Annotated in this window: 14 protein-coding genes; 7 read left to right on the plus strand and 7 right to left on the minus strand. The window is 73.2% G+C overall.

What is annotated here, in order from left to right:
* Positions 1-19: 19 nt before the first annotated feature.
* A complete protein-coding gene (gene rsmH / locus ACFYTE_RS37910) occupies positions 20-976 on the minus strand; it encodes a 16S rRNA (cytosine(1402)-N(4))-methyltransferase RsmH (RefSeq protein ID WP_388720754.1) in 957 nt (318 codons plus the stop codon).
* Positions 977-1,397: 421 nt separating this feature from the next.
* Here rsmH and ACFYTE_RS37915 point away from each other — a divergent pair, with 421 nt between their 5' ends.
* The 4 genes from ACFYTE_RS37915 (at position 1,398) to ACFYTE_RS37930 (ending at position 7,080) form a co-directional block, all read left to right on the plus strand.
* Positions 1,398-1,946: a beta-class carbonic anhydrase gene (locus ACFYTE_RS37915; RefSeq protein WP_388720757.1), complete on the plus strand. Its 549-nt coding sequence runs from the start codon at positions 1,398-1,400 to the stop codon at positions 1,944-1,946.
* Between the two features lie 241 nt (positions 1,947-2,187).
* Entirely contained in the window at positions 2,188-3,219 is a 1,032-nt protein-coding gene (locus ACFYTE_RS37920) for an AAA family ATPase (RefSeq protein ID WP_388720760.1), read from the plus strand.
* Positions 3,219-4,583, plus strand: coding sequence for a DUF58 domain-containing protein (locus ACFYTE_RS37925; protein WP_388720763.1), 1,365 nt, complete (start codon positions 3,219-3,221; stop codon positions 4,581-4,583). The genes ACFYTE_RS37920 and ACFYTE_RS37925 overlap by 1 nt, the downstream gene beginning before the upstream one ends.
* Positions 4,584-4,695: 112 nt before the next feature.
* Positions 4,696-7,080 carry a DUF3488 and DUF4129 domain-containing transglutaminase family protein gene (locus ACFYTE_RS37930; protein WP_388720766.1) on the plus strand — a complete coding sequence of 795 codons (2,385 nt, stop codon included), beginning with the start codon at positions 4,696-4,698 and terminating at the stop codon, positions 7,078-7,080.
* Between the two features lie 158 nt (positions 7,081-7,238).
* Here ACFYTE_RS37930 and ACFYTE_RS37935 read toward each other — a convergent pair whose 3' ends face one another.
* From ACFYTE_RS37935 to ACFYTE_RS37945, 3 genes are all read right to left on the minus strand, one after another.
* The gene (locus ACFYTE_RS37935; RefSeq protein ID WP_388720769.1) at positions 7,239-7,643 is read right to left on the minus strand and encodes a DUF3040 domain-containing protein; all 405 of its coding nucleotides are present in this window, start codon (positions 7,641-7,643) and stop codon (positions 7,239-7,241) included.
* Positions 7,644-7,919: 276 nt separating this feature from the next.
* Positions 7,920-8,690 carry a methyltransferase gene (locus ACFYTE_RS37940; RefSeq protein WP_388720772.1) on the minus strand — a complete coding sequence of 257 codons (771 nt, stop codon included), beginning with the start codon at positions 8,688-8,690 and terminating at the stop codon, positions 7,920-7,922.
* A 230-nt stretch (positions 8,691-8,920) separates the two neighbouring features.
* On the minus strand, positions 8,921-9,499 hold the full coding sequence (locus ACFYTE_RS37945; RefSeq protein ID WP_388720775.1) for an SAV_6107 family HEPN domain-containing protein: 579 nt from the start codon (positions 9,497-9,499) through the stop codon (positions 8,921-8,923).
* A gap of 229 nt (positions 9,500-9,728) precedes the next feature.
* On the opposite strand from ACFYTE_RS37945, the gene ACFYTE_RS37950 reads away from it, so the two are divergent.
* The 3 genes from ACFYTE_RS37950 to ACFYTE_RS37960 all read left to right on the plus strand — a co-directional run bounded on the left by ACFYTE_RS37950 (position 9,729) and on the right by ACFYTE_RS37960 (position 12,926).
* The gene (locus ACFYTE_RS37950) at positions 9,729-10,358 is read left to right on the plus strand and encodes a TetR/AcrR family transcriptional regulator (RefSeq protein ID WP_388720778.1); all 630 of its coding nucleotides are present in this window, start codon (positions 9,729-9,731) and stop codon (positions 10,356-10,358) included.
* 368 nt (positions 10,359-10,726) lie between these two features.
* A complete protein-coding gene (locus ACFYTE_RS37955; protein WP_388720781.1) occupies positions 10,727-11,341 on the plus strand; it encodes a DUF4126 domain-containing protein in 615 nt (204 codons plus the stop codon).
* A 46-nt stretch (positions 11,342-11,387) separates the two neighbouring features.
* Positions 11,388-12,926 (plus strand): phytoene desaturase family protein, encoded by a 1,539-nt coding sequence (locus ACFYTE_RS37960; protein ID WP_388720784.1) that lies wholly within the window; start codon positions 11,388-11,390, stop codon positions 12,924-12,926.
* Positions 12,927-13,012: 86 nt separating this feature from the next.
* Here ACFYTE_RS37960 and ACFYTE_RS37965 read toward each other — a convergent pair whose 3' ends face one another.
* The 3 genes from ACFYTE_RS37965 to thiE all read right to left on the minus strand — a co-directional run bounded on the left by ACFYTE_RS37965 (position 13,013) and on the right by thiE (position 15,780).
* Entirely contained in the window at positions 13,013-14,035 is a 1,023-nt protein-coding gene (locus ACFYTE_RS37965) for a hypothetical protein (RefSeq protein WP_388720786.1), read from the minus strand.
* 56 nt (positions 14,036-14,091) lie between these two features.
* Positions 14,092-15,015, minus strand: coding sequence for a methylenetetrahydrofolate reductase [NAD(P)H] (gene metF / locus ACFYTE_RS37970; RefSeq protein ID WP_388720789.1), 924 nt, complete (start codon positions 15,013-15,015; stop codon positions 14,092-14,094).
* A gap of 96 nt (positions 15,016-15,111) precedes the next feature.
* Positions 15,112-15,780 carry a thiamine phosphate synthase gene (gene thiE / locus ACFYTE_RS37975; RefSeq protein WP_388720792.1) on the minus strand — a complete coding sequence of 223 codons (669 nt, stop codon included), beginning with the start codon at positions 15,778-15,780 and terminating at the stop codon, positions 15,112-15,114.
* Positions 15,781-15,856 lie beyond the last annotated feature (76 nt).

Consider the following 15,856-nt stretch of genomic DNA (forward strand, 5'->3'; position numbering starts at 1 on the left):
GTCCGGGGACCCGACTCGCTCACTCGGCGTCCTCCCTGATGCGCTCGGCCCCGCGCAGCCGCGCCGGGGCCGCCCGGCGGTTGTCGGTGATCTCTTCCTCGGTGGGAAGTTCGGCACCGCGCGTGAGCAGCTTGAGCCGGGGCTGATACCGCTCGGGCACGACCGGCAGCCCCGGCGGGGCGGTGGAACCGGCGCCGGCCGCGAACACCCGCTTGACCAGGCGGTCCTCCAGCGAGTGGTACGACAGGACGGCGATCCGGCCGCCCACGGCGAGCGCCTTCACCGCCGCGGGTACCGCACGCTCCAGGACGGCCAGTTCCCCGTTGACCTCGATGCGCAGCGCCTGGAAGGTGCGCTTGGCCGGGTTGCCGCCGGTGCGCTTGGCGGCTTGCGGCAGCGCGTCCCGGATCACCTCCACCAGGCGCGCACTGGTGGTGAAGGGCTCCTTGTCGCGCTCACGGACGATCGCGGCGACGATCCGCTTGGCCTGCTTCTCCTCGCCGTAGGCGCGCAGGATCCGGACGAGTTCGCCGGCCGGATAGGTGTTGAGGACCTCGGCGGCGCCGATCCCCGTCGACTGGTCCATACGCATGTCGAGGGGGGCGTCCTGGGCGTAGGCGAAGCCGCGGTCGGCCTCGTCGAGCTGCATGGAGGAGACGCCGAGGTCGAAGAGGACGCCCTGCACGCGCGCGATGCCGAGCCGCGCAAGGACATCGGGCAGCTCGTCGTAGACGGCGTGTACGAGGGTGGCCCGCTCTCCGTAGGGCGCGAGCCGCTGCGCGGACAGGCGCAGAGCCTCCTTGTCACGGTCGAGGGCGACGAGCCGGGCCTGCGGGAACCGGCTCAGCAGCGCCTCGCTGTGCCCGCCGAGGCCCAGGGTGCAGTCGACGACCACGGATCCCGGCCGCTCCAGGGCGGGCGCCAGCAGGTCCAGGCACCGCTGGAGCATCACCGGGACGTGTCGACTCTGGCTCAAGGGGCCCTCTCAGGTCCGGCGCGGGCCGTACGCACCGCCGGGTCCCCGCCCGCTCGTGAAGGGGAGGCCTGCCGGCGCCGAAAGCGTCAGCCGGCCGGGAGCGGGAGGAGGCCGAGCCGTACGTACGCGCCGCGCACGTGGGGAGACGGACCGCGCGCGTGCCGGGGTCTCCTGGTGAAATCAGTCCAGCGGGGAGAGACGCGCCTCCCGCTTCGCGTCACTTTAGTCCACCGTGTCTCGCGGTCAATCAACCGGCCTGCGCGTCGCGCAGCGCACTCCGGTCGGCGGCGCGATCCGGAAAGAATCACCTGTCCGACTCGGCTTTCTCCTCCGTGTGGGTTAATTCACACCATGCGACGATGACCTTCTTTGTCCCTCGCGTAGCAGGACCGATCGCCCAGTGACCAGTACCGTCGTGACTATGACGACTTCTGCAGCAGTTCCCGCCGGCTCCGAAGACGCCACAACGGCCAAGGGCACCGTGACGGACCGTCTCGTGGAGGCCAACGGGCGGTACGCCGCCGCGTTCACCGATCCCGGGATGGACGCCCGCCCCGTTCTGCATGTCGCGGTCGTGGCCTGTATGGACGCCCGTCTCGACCTGCACGCCGCGCTCGGCCTGGAGCTCGGCGACTGTCACACCATCCGCAACGCGGGCGGTGTCGTCACCGACGATGTGATCCGCTCCCTGACGATCAGCCAGCGGGCCCTCGGCACCCGCAGTATCGTCCTCATCCACCACACCGGCTGCGGCCTGGAGTCCCTCACCGAGGAGTTCCGGCACGAACTGGAGATGGAGGTGGGCCAGCGCCCCTCCTGGGCGGTGGAGTCCTTCCGGGACGTCGACCAGGATGTGCGGCAGTCCATGCAGCGGGTGCGCACCTCGCCGTTCCTGCCGCACACCGATGACGTCCGCGGTTTTGTGTTCGACGTCAGGTCGGGCCTGCTGCGCGAGGTCGACCCCGCCTGAGCGCCCCCGGCCGCCCCGTGAACGGCCGGCGTCCGACGCCGGACGGGCCGCTCGAAGCGGGCCTGGGACCGACATGGTGCGGGCAGTTGTCCACAGGCGAGTGACACGAATCGGTAACGGCAGGAAGAATGCGGGTGTGGCGTCACGCGGAACTTTTCCCGTGTGGTGTCCGTGTTTCGGGGTGGGCCGGTCCGCAGCTGACAGCGACGGCCCGGAGTGAGAACGGGCCGAGGAGGGCCGGGTGACGACCTATGACGATCGAGCGAGCCTTACTGATCTGACCGCCACTGTGGAGCGTGTCCGCAGTTCGGTGGAAGGAGTGATCGAGGGCAAGCCCGAGGTCGTACGGCTTTCGCTGACCGTACTGCTCGCCGAGGGGCATCTTCTGATCGAGGATGTTCCCGGCGTGGGCAAGACGATGCTCGCCAAGGCGCTGGCGCGGTCCATCGACTGCTCGGTGCGCCGCATCCAGTTCACCCCCGACCTGCTGCCGTCGGACATCACGGGCGTGTCCATCTGGGACCAGCAGCGCCGGGACTTCGAGTTCAAGCCGGGCGCGATCTTCGCGCAGATCGTGATCGGCGACGAGATCAACCGCGCCTCACCCAAGACCCAGTCGGCGCTGCTGGAGTCCATGGAGGAGCGCCAGGTCACCATCGACGGGCAGACCTATGAACTGCCCAGCCCCTTCATGGTGGTGGCCACGCAGAACCCGGTCGAGATGGAGGGCACGTACCCGCTGCCGGAGGCACAGCGCGACCGCTTCATGGCCCGCGTCTCCGTCGGCTACCCGAGCGTCGAGGCCGAGTTGCAGATGCTGGACGTGCACGGCGGCGCCTCGCCCCTGACGGACCTCCAGCCGGTCGCCCACGCGCACGAGATCGTGAAGCTGGTCGAGGCCGTCCGCGGGGTGCATGTCGCGGAAACCGTCCGGCGCTACGCGGTCGACGTGGTCGCCGCCACGCGCACCCACCCCGATCTGAGACTCGGCGCCTCCCCGCGCGCGACGCTGCACCTGCTGCGCGCGGCGAAGGCCGCCGCGGCCCTGGCCGGCCGGGAGTACGCGCTGCCGGACGACGTCCAGGCCCTGGCCGTGGCGGTCCTCGCGCACCGGCTGCTGCCCACCGCCCAGGCCCAGCTCAACCGGCGCACGGCGGAGCAGGTGGTCCAGGAGATCGTGCAGCGCACGCCGGTGCCCGCGGCACCGCGGCAGAGCGGCTTCGGCGCACTGGGTGCGACCGCGTACGGCCAGCAGCCGCCGCGGAGGCTGTGATGAGCGGCGGGGGGACCGGTCGGCCGGAGACCGAACGCGACGACAAGGGCGGTGTCCGCACGGCGCTGGCCGGGCTGACCACGCGCGGCCGTTCGTTCCTGGCGGCCGGCGTCGCCGCCGCCGTCTGCGCCTACGTGCTGGGGCAGGGCGAACTGCTCCGGGTCGGGCTGCTGCTGGCCGCGCTGCCCCTCACCTGCGCGACGGTGCTCTACCGCACGCGCTACCGGGTGGCGGGCAGCCGCCGGCTCTCCCCCTCGCGGGTGCCCGCGGCCGCCGAGGCCCGGGTCCATCTGCGCATGGACAACGTCTCACGGCTGCCCACGGGCCTGCTGATGCTCCAGGACCGGGTGCCGTACGTGCTCGGGCCGCGGCCCCGCTTCGTGCTCGACCGGGTGGAGCCGGGCGGTCGCCGTGAGGTGTCCTACCGGGTCCGCTCCGACCTGCGGGGCCGCTATCCGCTCGGTCCGCTGCAACTGCGCCTGACCGACCCGTTCGGGATGTGCGAGCTGACCCGCTCCTTCTCGACGTACGACACCCTGACGGTGATCCCGCGCGTGGAGGCGCTGCCGCCGGTGCGCTTCAGCGGCGACGCGAAGGGATACGGCGACGGGCGGCAGCGCTCGCTGGCCCTGGCGGGCGAGGACGACGTGATCCCGCGCGGCTACCGGTACGGCGATGATCTGCGCCGCGTCCACTGGCGCTCCACCGCGCGCTACGGCGAGCTGATGGTGCGCCGCGAGGAGCAGCCGCAGCGCTCCCGGTGCACGGTGCTGCTGGACACCCGGGGCATCGCCTTCGCGGGCGCGGGCCCCGACTCGGCCTTCGAGTGGGCGGTGTCCGGCACCGCGTCCGTACTGGTGCACATGCTCGAACGCGGCTTCTCCGTACGCCTGTTGACGGACACCGGCAGCTCGGTGCCCGGGGAGGGCACCGACGGGTTCGCCGGCGCCAGCCAGGAGACGGCCGACGCGGCCGGGCTGATGATGGACACCCTCGCCGTGATCGACCACTCGGACGGCGCGGGCCTGTCCCGTGCCTACGACGTGCTGCGCGGCGGCAGCGAGGGCCTGCTGGTGGCCTTCCTCGGCGAACTGGACGAGGAGCAGGCCGCCGTGGTCGCCAAGATGCGCCGGCGCAGCGGCGGCGCCGTCGCCTTTCTGCTGGACCCGGACACCTGGGTGCGGGAACCGGCGGACGTGCCAGGACCGGCACACGCTCAGGCGGATCGGGTGCGGCTGCTGCGGGAGGCGGGCTGGACGACCGTGAGCGTGCCGCGCGGCGCCTCGCTGGACGAACTGTGGCGCCGGGCGGACCACGAACGCACGGGCGCGGCCGCGCTGAGCGGCGGGGAGGCACGGTCATGAACGGCGACAGGACCCGAGCGGAACGGACACGGCTGGGCCGGGCAGCTGCGGCCGGGGCCGTGGTACGGGCGCCGGGGCCCGGTGGCGGAGCGCGCGGGCGGGAGGTGACGGCATGAGTGGGCGGGCCCGACTGGCGATCGGCGCCGCCGTGGCCACGCTGATGGCGGCGTGTGCGCTGATCCCGCTGGTCTCCCCGGCGACCTGGATCTTCCAGGCGGGCCTCCTGGTGGCGGTGCAGACGGGCGTGGGCGCGGCGACCCGGCGGGTGCCGCTGGCCCGGTCGCTGACCGTGGCGGCCCAGGCCCTGGTGAGCCTCCTGCTGCTGACCCTGGTCTTCGCGCGGGAGCAGGCACTCCTCGGGCTGATCCCGGTGCCCGACACCTTCCGTCACTTCGCCGACCTGCTCCAGCAGGGCTCGGACGACGTGAGCCGGTTCGCGATCCCGGCGCCGCTGTCCGACGGCATCCGGTTGATGCTCGTCGGCGGTGTCCTGGTGATCGGGCTGATCGTGGACCTCCTCGCGGTGACGTTGCGCAGCGCGGCCCCGGCCGGGCTGCCGCTGCTGGCCCTGTACTCGGTCGCCGCGGGCCTGTCCGACGGCGGCACCGACTGGCTGTGGTTCCTGGTCGCCGCCGCGGGCTATCTGATGCTGCTGCTCGCCGAGGGCCGGGAGCGGCTCTCCCAGTGGGGCCGGGTCTTCGGCGGCGCCGCCCGCTCCCCCGGCGGGCCGACCGGCGGCGCGGTGGCGCCCGTCCGCACGGGCCGGCGCATCGGCATGGTCGCGCTGGGCGTCGCCCTGGTGGTGCCTCTGGCGCTGCCGGCGATGCAGGGCGGCCTCCTGGACGGCACCGGAACCGGGGTGGGCGCGGGCAACGGCAGCGGCGGCACCATCTCCGCGGTCAACCCCCTGGTGTCGCTGCGCGACAGCCTGAACGTGGACGAGGACCGCCAGGTGCTGTCCGTGAGGACCAGCTCCAACGACATCTCGGACCTGTATCTGCGGATCGTCTCCCTGGACGACTTCGACGGCACCACCTGGAAACCGTCCCAGCGGCACATCGTCGGCGTACCGGACCGGTTTCCCACGCCGGCCGGACTGGCCGAGGACGTCAGGCGCTCGCAGGTCAGGACGAGGATCACGGCCGCCGACTGGTACGCGCAGGACTGGCTGCCGATGCCGTACCCGCCGAGCGGTGTGCAGGTCTCCGGCAAGTGGCGCTACGAGCCGGTGGGCATGACGCTGGTCGGCGACCACGGCCAGAACACCCGCGGTGCGGCGTACGAGGTGACCAGCCTGGACGTGCAGCCGACCGCGGAGCAGCTGGCCTCGGCCCCGGAGCCGTCGCAGGCGCTGCGGCGCGAGTACACCAAGGTGCCCAAGTCGCTGCCGTCGGTGGTGGCGAGCACGGCCGAGCAGGTCACCGCGGGGGCGACGAGCCACTACGAGGAGGCGGTCAAGCTCCAGGACTACTTCGCCCTGACCGGTGGCTTCCAGTACGACACCGAGGTGCAGGTCGGCCGGGGCCCGGACGCGATAGCGACCTTCCTGGAGAAGAAGCAGGGCTTCTGCATCCACTTCTCCTTCGCGATGGCCGCGATGGCCCGCACGCTGGGCATCCCGGCCCGGGTCGCGGTCGGTTTCGCACCCGGTACGCCACAGTCGGACGGCACGGTGTCGGTCGGCCTGAAGGACGCGCACGCCTGGCCCGAGCTGTACTTCGAGGGGGTGGGCTGGACCCGCTTCGAGCCGACCCCGACCCGGGGCACGGCGCCCGAGTACACCCAGTCGGACACGCCCGGCACGTCCCTGCCGGACGTGACGCGTCCCTCGCAGCAGGCGTCCGAGGCGCCCTCTGCCGCGGCCTCGCCGAGCGAGAGCTGCACGGCGCAGATGCGCAAGCTGGAGGCGTGCGACGGCCCGTCGGTGCCGGCCGCGGCGGCGGGCGGCGGTGACGGGCCGAAGGGGTGGCAGTCGGCGCTGTGGGCCGTCGGCGGGCTCGTCGTGCTGGTCCTCCCGTTGTCGCCGCTGCTGTGGCGCAAGCGGCTGCGGGCCGTTCGGCTGGGCGGTCATGCCCGCACCGAGGAGGGCGCGGCGGCCCACACCCTGGCGGCCTGGCAGGAGCTGACCGACACCGCGTGGGACTTCGGGATCCTGCCGGACGAGTCGCAGACGCCGCGCCGGGCGGCGGCCCGGATCGTCCGGCTCGGACACCTCGATGCGGCGGCCGGTGCCGCGGTGCACCGGGTGGCGGACGCCCTGGAACAGGTCCTCTATGCGCCTCGGCCGCGGCCTACGGCCGGGCTCGCGGAGGACGTGCGCCGGGTGGCCGGGGCGCTGGGCGGCGCGGTCAGCCGCGGTACGCGACTGCGCGCGCTGTTCGCGCCGCGCTCGGCCGTGCGCGCACTGTGGGCGGTGTCGGCGTGGTCGGCGGCGCTCAGGGCGCGGGCGGCGGCGGCACGGCCGACCCTGCGCAAGCCGTCCGGCCAGCAGAGCTGAGCCGACGCCCTGGCTGTCCGGGCTGTCCCGGACAGCCGGGGCGCTGGGCCGCGTGGTGACCGCATGACTGAGGGGTGACCACCCGTGATGGGCGGTCACCCCTCAGTCATATATGTATGGGTGACCCTGTTCTCCCGGCGTTCTCCCGGTGACGCCCTCTAGCGACCGCCCTGCTCGTCGCGGCGGCGCTGCCAGCGCTGTTCGATACGGTCCATCAGGGAGCGCTTCGGCCGTGCCTGACGCCGCGCGTGCGGGGCACCCGCGGCACCCGGGGCGGGCTGCTCACCCGGCTTGGGGGCCTTGCGCCAGCCTGTGACGGCGAGTACCGCACAGCCCAGCATGACGAGGAAGCCCACCACGCTGACCCAGATCTGCTGCGCGACCATTCCTGCCATGAGGAGCGCGATACCTACGAGGAAGCCTGCGACCGCCTGGTAGACCCGTCGCCGGGTGTACGTACGCAGCCCGCTTCCCTCAAGCGCTGTCGCGAACTTGGGATCTTCGGCGTACAGCGCTCGCTCCATCTGCTCGAGCATGCGCTGCTCGTGCTCCGAGAGCGGCACGGAGTCCTCCTCATCGTGCAGTCGCCGGGGCGACCCGGGGGTCCCTTCAGGATAGGCAGGGAATCGCCCCCGTGAAACCCGCCCCTCTAGGCCAATTGGCCAACCGAAACCCGCCATGGCCGTCCCGGCTCGCTGAGGCTTCCATTCCCCAGCGGCCGACCCGTCATGCCGGGCGGTCTCCTTCGATCATACGGCGCGAACCCCGCGATCGGGGGGCCTGTGGCCTACTCCATCTGCTGTCGCGTCGCTGATCAGCGGTCTGACCCTGAAGGCGGCTCAGGCCTCGCCGGCCCCGCGGGTCTCGCCAAGCACATGCAGTTGCGTGGCCACGGAGTGGAACGCCGGCAACTCGGCCGCCGCCGCCTCCAGCTTCAGCAGGGAGTCGAGCGCTCCGGGCTCGGTGTCGACGAGGACTCCGGGCACCAGGTCGGCGAAGATCCGCACGCCGTGCACGGCACCGACCGCGAGGCCCGCGCCCTCGACCAGCCTGGTCAGTTGCTCGGCGGTGAAGCGCCGGGGCACCGGGTCGCCCGCGCCCCAGCGGCCGTCGGGGTCGGCGAGGGCGTGCCTGGCCTCCGTGAAGTGTCCGGCCAGGGCGCGGGCGAGCACGGCGCCGCCGAGCCCGGCCGCGAGCAGGCTGAGCACGCCCTCGGGGCGCAGGGCGGCCACCGCGTTGCGGACGCCCTCCGCCGGGTCGTCGGCGTACTCCAGGACGCCGTGGCACAGCACGACGTCGAAGCCGCCGCGCGCCACGACGTCGAAGAGGCCGTGGATGTCGCCCTGGACGCCCCGGACCCGGTCGGCGACACCGGTCTCGCCGGCCCGCCGTTCCAGCGCGAACAGCGCGTTGGGGCTCGGGTCGACGACGGTGACGCGGTGCCCGAGACGGGCGACGGGCACCGCGAACTTGCCGCTGCCGCCTCCGGTGTCGAGGACGTCCAGCGAGTCCCGACCCGTGGCCTTGACCCGGCGGTCGAGGGCGTCCTGAAGGACCTCCCAGACCACGGCGGTACGGAGAGAGGCGCGGGGGCGCATCGGGTCCGACACGACAGTTGACTCCTCGGCGCGGCACCGCCTGTTGCCCGGCGGCGCGAACGGGGTCCCTCCCCCGCCCGGGGCGCGGGAGGAGGGAAGGCTTCAGGCGCTCTCCACCCTATTGCCTCCGGCGCCGTACCTGGTCATCGTGGGGGCGCGCGGCCTCCGCGTCCCGCGCGGCGGGCCGGTCCCCGGCGTCCTCTTCCGTGCAGCCCCGGGCGTGGCCGCACGGCGCGGGGCGGTCATCCCGCGTCCGGCATGTCTCTGTCAGTGAGGTCCCCGCCGGTGGCGCGGGCGGCCGGTTCGGCGGTTTCCTGACGGGGCTGTGGCAGGACCGGCTGGAGCACCAGCATCCGCTCCACGATCCGGACGAACATCGCCACGTCCCGTATCAGATCGTCGGCGTCGCGACGGCTGGCCGCGTCCTTGATGCCCGCCTCGGCGCGGGCGCGGCGGGCCGCGCCGGAGGCGAACAGGGCGCTCCACTCCGTGAGTTCGGGCGCGATCTCGGGAAGCACCTCCCAGGCGCTGCGGATCCGCGGCCGGTGCCGGGCGGTCGGCTCCGGGCGGCCCCGGGCGGCGAGGACGGCGGCGGCGGTGCGCAGGGCGGCGAGATGGGCCGTCGCATAGCGCTCGTTGGGCGTTTCGAGGACGGCGGCCTCGTCGAGTCCGGCACAGGCCTGGGCGAGCAGGTCGAGGGCGGCGGGCGGGGCCGTGGCCCGGCGGAGCACGGGGTGCACGTCGCTCGCCGGGCCGGTCAGTGAGGGGGCAGGGCCGGTGGCGCGGCGCCGGTGGGCGGCTGCTGCGGACGAGCTGGCCATGACGAACCTCCTGTCGTCTGTTGACGGCACACCCGCTACGAGGTGCCGTATGTGCCCATCGTGCGGTATGCCACTGACAATCCGTTCTGACCTGGGCATTTACCTCGATCGACAGTTCGACCGCAGGCCGGCCGGTGCGGAGGCCGTGGTCTGCGTGGTCACCGGCCCCGCGTCCGGGGCGTGCCTGTCCCGGCCCGGCGCGGAGCCCGTTCCTGTGAGAATCGGCGCCATGGAAAGCAGCAGTGCCGCGCGCGGCGGCAGCACGCGCCGCGAGGTCACCCGGCAGCGGCTCTACGAGGCGGCCGTCACGCTCATCGCCGAGCAGGGCTTCTCCGCCACGACGGTGGACGAGATCGCCGAGCGCGCCGGGGTCGCGAAGGGCACGGTCTACTACAACTTCGCCAGCAAGTCGGTCCTCTTCGAGGAGTTGCTGCGGCACGGCGTGGGTCTGCTCACCGCCTCCCTCCGGGAGGCGGCCGACCGGACGGCGCGCGAGGGCGGCGGCACGGTGGACGCCCTGGACGCGATGATCCGCGCCGGTCTCGTCTTCATCGACCGCTACCCGGCCTTCACCCAGCTGTACGTGGCCGAGTTGTGGCGCACCAACCGAGCCTGGCAGTCCACCCTGCTGGTGGTGCGGCAGCAGGCCGTCGCGGTCGTCGAGGGAGTGCTGCGCGAGGGTGTGACGTGCGGCGAGTTCGGCGCGGAGATCGATGTGCCGCTGACGGCGGCAGCCCTGGTCGGCATGGTGCTGGTGGCGGCGCTGGACTGGAAGTCGTTCCAGCCGGAGCGGTCTCTGGACGAGGTGCACGCGGCCCTGTCGCGGCTGTTGCAGGGGCGGGTGAGCGGCAGGGTCTGACGGGAAAGCGCCGGTCCGCCGTGGCCGCGTCCCCCGCGGGCCGCCTCGGACCGGCGCTTCCCTGTGTTCCCCCGTGTTCCCCCGTGTTCCCCCGTGGGAACCCCCGTTGCGGTCTTTCCCCCTGGGCTCCCCCGTGTCCTCGCTTCCGCCGACGAGTCGGCGGAAGGAGCGGCTCGGGACGGTCACCGTTCCGCCGCCCCGTGTCGGCGGTGCCGGTCGCTGTCTCCCTGCCGTGCCTCCCACTTTCCCTTTCCTGCAGTTCGGAGCCCATCCGCGCGCGTACTCAACTCACCGCCTAGGTACGCCTACTCAGCCGTCCGCGCGCAGGCGCAGGACTGCGGCGCCGCCCACTGGTTACGATCGCCTCCGTGTCCGTACTCCCTCTGGTGTTCACCAGCGGCTGGGCCAGCGGTGTCAACGCCTACGCCGTGGTGCTGCTGCTCGGCCTGTTCGGAGCGACCGGAGTGAGCGACGACGTCCCGCAGACACTGCAACGCCCCGAGGTGCTCATCGCGGCCGGCGCGCTGTTCCTGTGCGAGGCGGTCGCCGACAAGATTCCCTACGTCGACTCGGTGTGGGACTCCGTGCACACCGTCGTCCGGCCGCTCGCGGGCGCCTGGGTCGGGGCGTTGCTCGCTGGGCAGAGCGGTGCGCTCTCGGACGTGGCGGCGGGTCTGCTCGGCGGTTCGACGGCGCTCGCCAGCCATGCGGTCAAGGCCGGCACGCGGATGGCGGTCAACGCCTCGCCGGAGCCCTTCAGCAACATGATCCTGAGCACGGCCGAGGACGTCGGCGTGGGCGCCGTCGTCTCCTTCGCCGTGTTCCACCCGGAGGCGGCGGCGATCGTCGCGGCGGTGCTGCTGGCCGCTGGTCTGGCCGCGCTGTGCTTCCTGGTCTCCCGGATCCGGCGGTTCCTGCACCGCCGGGCGCGGCGCCGTGCGGATCGCCGACCGGCCGCCGGGGCGGCGCCGCCGCCCGACTGACCTCCCGTGGCCCCGGCTGTCAGTGCCGGTCGATAAAGTCGCAGGCATGGCACGGATTGCGGTGATCGGCGCCGGGATGGGCGCGATGGCGGCCGCCGCCCGGCTGGCCGTCGCGGGCCACCGGGTGGTGGTGTACGAGCGCACGGAGACGTACGGCGGAGCGGTGCGCCGGTTCGAGCGGGACGGCTTTGGCTTCGACACCGGTCCGGGCGTGCTGCCGCTGCCCGCGGTGTGGCGCGATCTCTTCCTCAAGACCGGCAAGGAGCCGCTGGAGGACCAGGTCCGGCTCACCCAGGTCGACCCGTCGTCGCGGCACGTGTTCGCGGACGGCACGGAGGTGTCGTTGCCGAACGCCTCGCGCGCGGGTGTCGTCGCGGCCCTGGACGAGGCGCTGGGTTCCGGTGCCGGGCAGCGCTGGGGCGACTTCCTGGTGCGCGCCCGCGAGGCCTGGGACCGCACCCGCCGGCCCCTGCTGGAGGAGCCGCTGTGGCCGAACTGGTCCGTGCTCGCCGCGCGCGAGCCCTATCCGGCGGTCCCCCACAAGCGGCTGCTGCGTACCCGGCGGGCCGCGACGCTGGCCGAGATCGGCGCGTGGGAGCTGCGGGACCCGCGGCTCGCCGCCCTGCTGGCGGGACATGCGCTCGGGTACGGCCTGGACCCCGGGACCGCTCCGGCGAGCGCGGCCGTGCTGCCCTACCTGGAGCATGCCTTCGGCGTCTGGTACGTCGGCGGCGGCATACGGGAGTTGGCGCGCGCGGTGTACGAGCGGTGCGTGCGGCGCAGGGTCGAGTTCGTCTTCGGGGCGGACGTCACCGGGATCCTGGAGAAGGACGGCCGCGTGGCGGGCGTGGAGTGGGCCGAGGGCGCCTTCGGTGCTCGCGGCTCCGGGGGCGGGACGGTGGCCGAGGCGGACGCGGTGGTCGCCACGGGCCCCTGGCGGCTGCGCGGCCTGCTGCCCGGCCGGGAGCCGTACGGGCCGGGCGCCGTCGCGCCGACCGCCGAGGGACTGTTCCCGGGCCGGGTCGTGGTGTGCCTCGCGCTGCGCGGCGGCCGGGAGCCGGGTGCCGCGCACCGCACGGTGGTGCACTCCCCGGACGCGACGGCCGAGTTGGACCTGTTCACGGCGGAGGGGACGCCCGAGCGGCCCACGGTCCGCGTCGACCGGCCGGACGACCCCGCCCTGCTCCCCGACGCGGCGCACGAGTCCGTGGTGGTGACGGCGACGGTGCCGTCCTCGGCGGGGTACGACTGGAGCGCGCCGGGCGCCGCCGACGCCTTCGCGGACCGGATGGTCGCCGCCGCCGAGCGGGCGGTGCCGGGGTTGCGGGAGCGCGTGCTGTGGCGCGAGGTGCGCACGCCGGTGCACACCGAGCGGGAGACGGGGGCCGAGGGCGGGGCCGTGCCCGCGCCTGCGCTGGCCGCGGCCGAGGGAACCCTGCATCCGTCCAACAGCACGCAGATACCGGGCCTGTTCGCGGTCGGCGGCTGGTCGCATCCGGGGGGCGGGCTGCCGCACGCCGGCATGTCGGGCGCGCTGGTCGCCGGGCTGATCGTGGAGGGGCCGGACTTCCGGGGCTCGCGGTGAGCGGAGGTTCGGCGCGGTGAGCGGGACGCTCGGCTCGCGGTGAGCCGGAGGCTCGGGGTGGGTGCCGGCGTGGCGGGAGCGGCGCGTCAGAAGCGGTAGTGCTCGTCGTATCCGTTGCCGTTGCCCTGCTGCTGCCCGTTGTTCTGCTGCTGCCCGTTGTTCTGGTACGGGTAGGACTGTTCCGGCGGGAGTTGGCCGCCGTAGGTCTCGTCGGTGCGCTGCTGCGGGACCCAGACGCCGCCGGCCGGGGTCTCGCCGTGGCCGCCGGTGCCGTACTGGTCCTGGCCGTAGGGGGGTTGGCCGTACTGCTGACCGTCGTAGCCGGGATCGTACGAGGCGTCGCCGTGGCCCTGGGCGCCGACGTACGGGTCGGAGTAATTGGCGTACTGCTGCCGGCCGTTGATGTCGTAGCCGTACTGCTGCTGGCCGTAGCCCGAGTAGTCGTAGGCGTAGCCCTGGTCGGTGCCCTGGGCCGCCGCCGCGTAGGTCGGGTCCTGGTGCTGGGCGGCGGCCGCGTGGGCCGGGTCGCCGTATATGCCGTAGGAGCCGGTGTCGTCGGGCAGGGGCTGCGGTTCGTAGACGGTGCTGGCCTCGGCGGCGGAGGGCTCGGCCGCGCGCGGGGCCGGCGCGAACACGTCGTCGCGCTCGTAGTCGTCGTCACGGCCGTACGGGGTGCCGTCGCTGCCGTAACCGGCGTCCTGCCCGTACCCGCCGTCCGGTCCGTAGGCGCCGTCCTGCCGGTAACCGTCGTCGTGCCGGCCGTGGCCGGTGTCGGTCGCCTCCGGGCCGGAGACCTCCGGCATGGGCTCCGGGTGGCCCGGCTCCTCACCCCGGCGCTTGCCGCCACCCTCGCCGCGGCGGCTGACCGCCCAGCCGTCGGTGAAGCCGCGCCGGAACGACAGCGTGACGTACGTCTGGCCGACCGCGAAGGCCACCGCGCCCAGTGCGATGACGACGACGGCGGAGATCAGCACGCCGAGCACGACACCGAGGAAGCCGACGAACGCCAGCAGTCGCCAGCGCAGCCGCGCCTTGTACTGCAACAGCACCTCGCCGAGCAACCACAGCGCGACGATGCCGAACGCGATGTAGAGGACCGTCCAGCCCATGTACGCCCCTCTCCCAGTGACCGCTACGCAGTGTGTCGTATACCGGTGTGGCCGGTCTAGGCCCGCGGGGGGTGGTGCAGGCCCAGGTTCTCGTAGATCTCCAGCGGCGCCGTGGAGTTGTTGAGCGTGATGAAGTGCAGACCGGGCACTCCCTCGGCCAGCAGCCGCGCGCAGAACTCCGTGGCGAACTCGATGCCAATGGAGCGTACCGCCGCCGGATCGTCCTTCGCTGTGAGGATCCGCTCTTTCAGCACCTCCGGGAAGCGGGCGTTGCTGAGCTGGGGCAGCCGCTCCAGCATCCGCACGCTCGTGACCGGCAGGATCTCGGGGATGACCGGGGTCTCGCAGCCGGCTGCCGCGACCCGGTCGCGCAGCCGCAGATACGACTCCGGCTCGAAGAACATCTGCGTAATGGCGTAGTCGGCGCCCGCACGGCACTTGTCGACGAAGTGCGTGACGTCCGTGTCCCAGTCACTTGAGCGCGGATGCATCTCCGGGAAGGCGGCGACACCCACGCAGAAGTCACCCGACTCCTTGATGAGCGCGACGAGTTCGGCCGCGTAGGTCAGGCCCTTGGGATGCGCCACCCACTTGCCCATCGGGTCGCCGGGCGGGTCGCCGCGGACGGCGAGCATGTTGCGGATCCCGGCGTCCGCGTACTGGCCGATGATGTTGCGCAGTTCCGCGACGGAGTGGTTGACGGCGGTGAGGTGGGCGACTGGCGTCAGCGTGGTGTCGACGACGATCTGCTGGGTCTCCTTGACCGTGGTCGCACGGGTGGAGCCGCCGGCGCCGTAGGTCACGGACACGAAGTCGGGAGCGACCGCCTCGACCCTGCGCAGCGCGTTCCACAGGGACCGCTCGCCCTTGGGCGTCTTCGGCGCGTAGAACTCGAACGAGTACGTCGTCTTGCCGGTACGCAGGATGTCACGCACGGTACGCGCACGGTCGGTCCTGGTGGACGCGGTTCCAAGGGCCATACCCGCAGGTTAGCCAGGGGCGGCCGGTCCCCCAACCGAGTACCGGAAATTTGCCCGATTTGCCGAGTTCTTGTCCACCCCTTGGACAGCGGGGGGCTAGGCCCGCCGCAACCGCTCGGCGAACTCGGCCGCCGCCGCTCCCGGGTCGTCGGCCTCGGTGATCGCGCGGACGACGACCACCCGGCGGGCACCGGCGTCGAGTACCTGGTCGAGGTTGCCCAGGTCGATGCCGCCGATGGCGAACCAGGGCCGGTCGGTGCCCAGCCCGGCCGTGTACCGGACCAGGTCGAGGCCGGGCGCGGGCCGGCCGGGCTTGGTGGGGGTGGGCCAGCACGGGCCGGTGCAGAAGTAGTCCACGCCGTCCTGGACGGCCGCGGCGGCGGCCTCCGCCGGGGCGTGCGTGGAGCGGCCCAGCAGCACGTCGGCGCCGAGGACGGCGCGGGCCGCGGGCACCGGGAGGTCGCCCTGTCCCAGGTGGAGCACGTCGGAGCCGGCGGCATGGGCGACGTCCGCGCGGTCGTTGACCGCGAGCAGCTTGCCGTGCCGGACGCAGGCGTCGGCGAACACCTCCAGGTGCGCCAGTTCCTCGGCCGCCTCCATGCCCTTGTCCCGCAGCTGCACGATGTCGACGCCGCCGGCCAGGACCGCGTCCAGGAACTCGGCGAGGTCGCCCTGGCGCTTGCGGGCGTCCGTGCACAGGTAGAGCCGCGCGCCGGCGAGCGCCGCGCTTGCGGCGGTGTCGGCGTCGGTCACGGAATCGGACATACGGTGCGTCCCCCTGGAAGGTGTCGGCAGAAGCAACGGCACGATGGCCGATGCGTCGGAGCTGCGGGCGTCGGTA

Origin of the sequence: Streptomyces sp. NPDC004629 (assembly GCF_042873595.1) — a bacterium.
Taxonomy (GTDB): domain Bacteria; phylum Actinomycetota; class Actinomycetes; order Streptomycetales; family Streptomycetaceae; genus Streptomyces.

What these genes read in the sequence shown, in the direction of transcription:
- ACFYTE_RS37915 (WP_388720757.1), top strand. Translation starts at nt 1,398, where the DNA reads ATGACGACTTCTGCAGCAGTTCCCGCCGGCTCCGAAGACGCCACAACG.
- ACFYTE_RS37925 (WP_388720763.1), top strand. Translation starts at nt 3,219, where the DNA reads ATGAGCGGCGGGGGGACCGGTCGGCCGGAGACCGAACGCGACGACAAG.
- ACFYTE_RS37930 (WP_388720766.1), top strand. Translation starts at nt 4,696, where the DNA reads ATGAGTGGGCGGGCCCGACTGGCGATCGGCGCCGCCGTGGCCACGCTG.
- ACFYTE_RS37945 (WP_388720775.1), bottom strand. Translation starts at nt 9,499, where the DNA reads ATGGCCAGCTCGTCCGCAGCAGCCGCCCACCGGCGCCGCGCCACCGGC.
- ACFYTE_RS37950 (WP_388720778.1), top strand. Translation starts at nt 9,729, where the DNA reads ATGGAAAGCAGCAGTGCCGCGCGCGGCGGCAGCACGCGCCGCGAGGTC.
- ACFYTE_RS37960 (WP_388720784.1), top strand. Translation starts at nt 11,388, where the DNA reads ATGGCACGGATTGCGGTGATCGGCGCCGGGATGGGCGCGATGGCGGCC.
- ACFYTE_RS37965 (WP_388720786.1), bottom strand. Translation starts at nt 14,035, where the DNA reads ATGGGCTGGACGGTCCTCTACATCGCGTTCGGCATCGTCGCGCTGTGG.
- metF (WP_388720789.1), bottom strand. Translation starts at nt 15,015, where the DNA reads ATGGCCCTTGGAACCGCGTCCACCAGGACCGACCGTGCGCGTACCGTG.
- thiE (WP_388720792.1), bottom strand. Translation starts at nt 15,780, where the DNA reads ATGTCCGATTCCGTGACCGACGCCGACACCGCCGCAAGCGCGGCGCTC.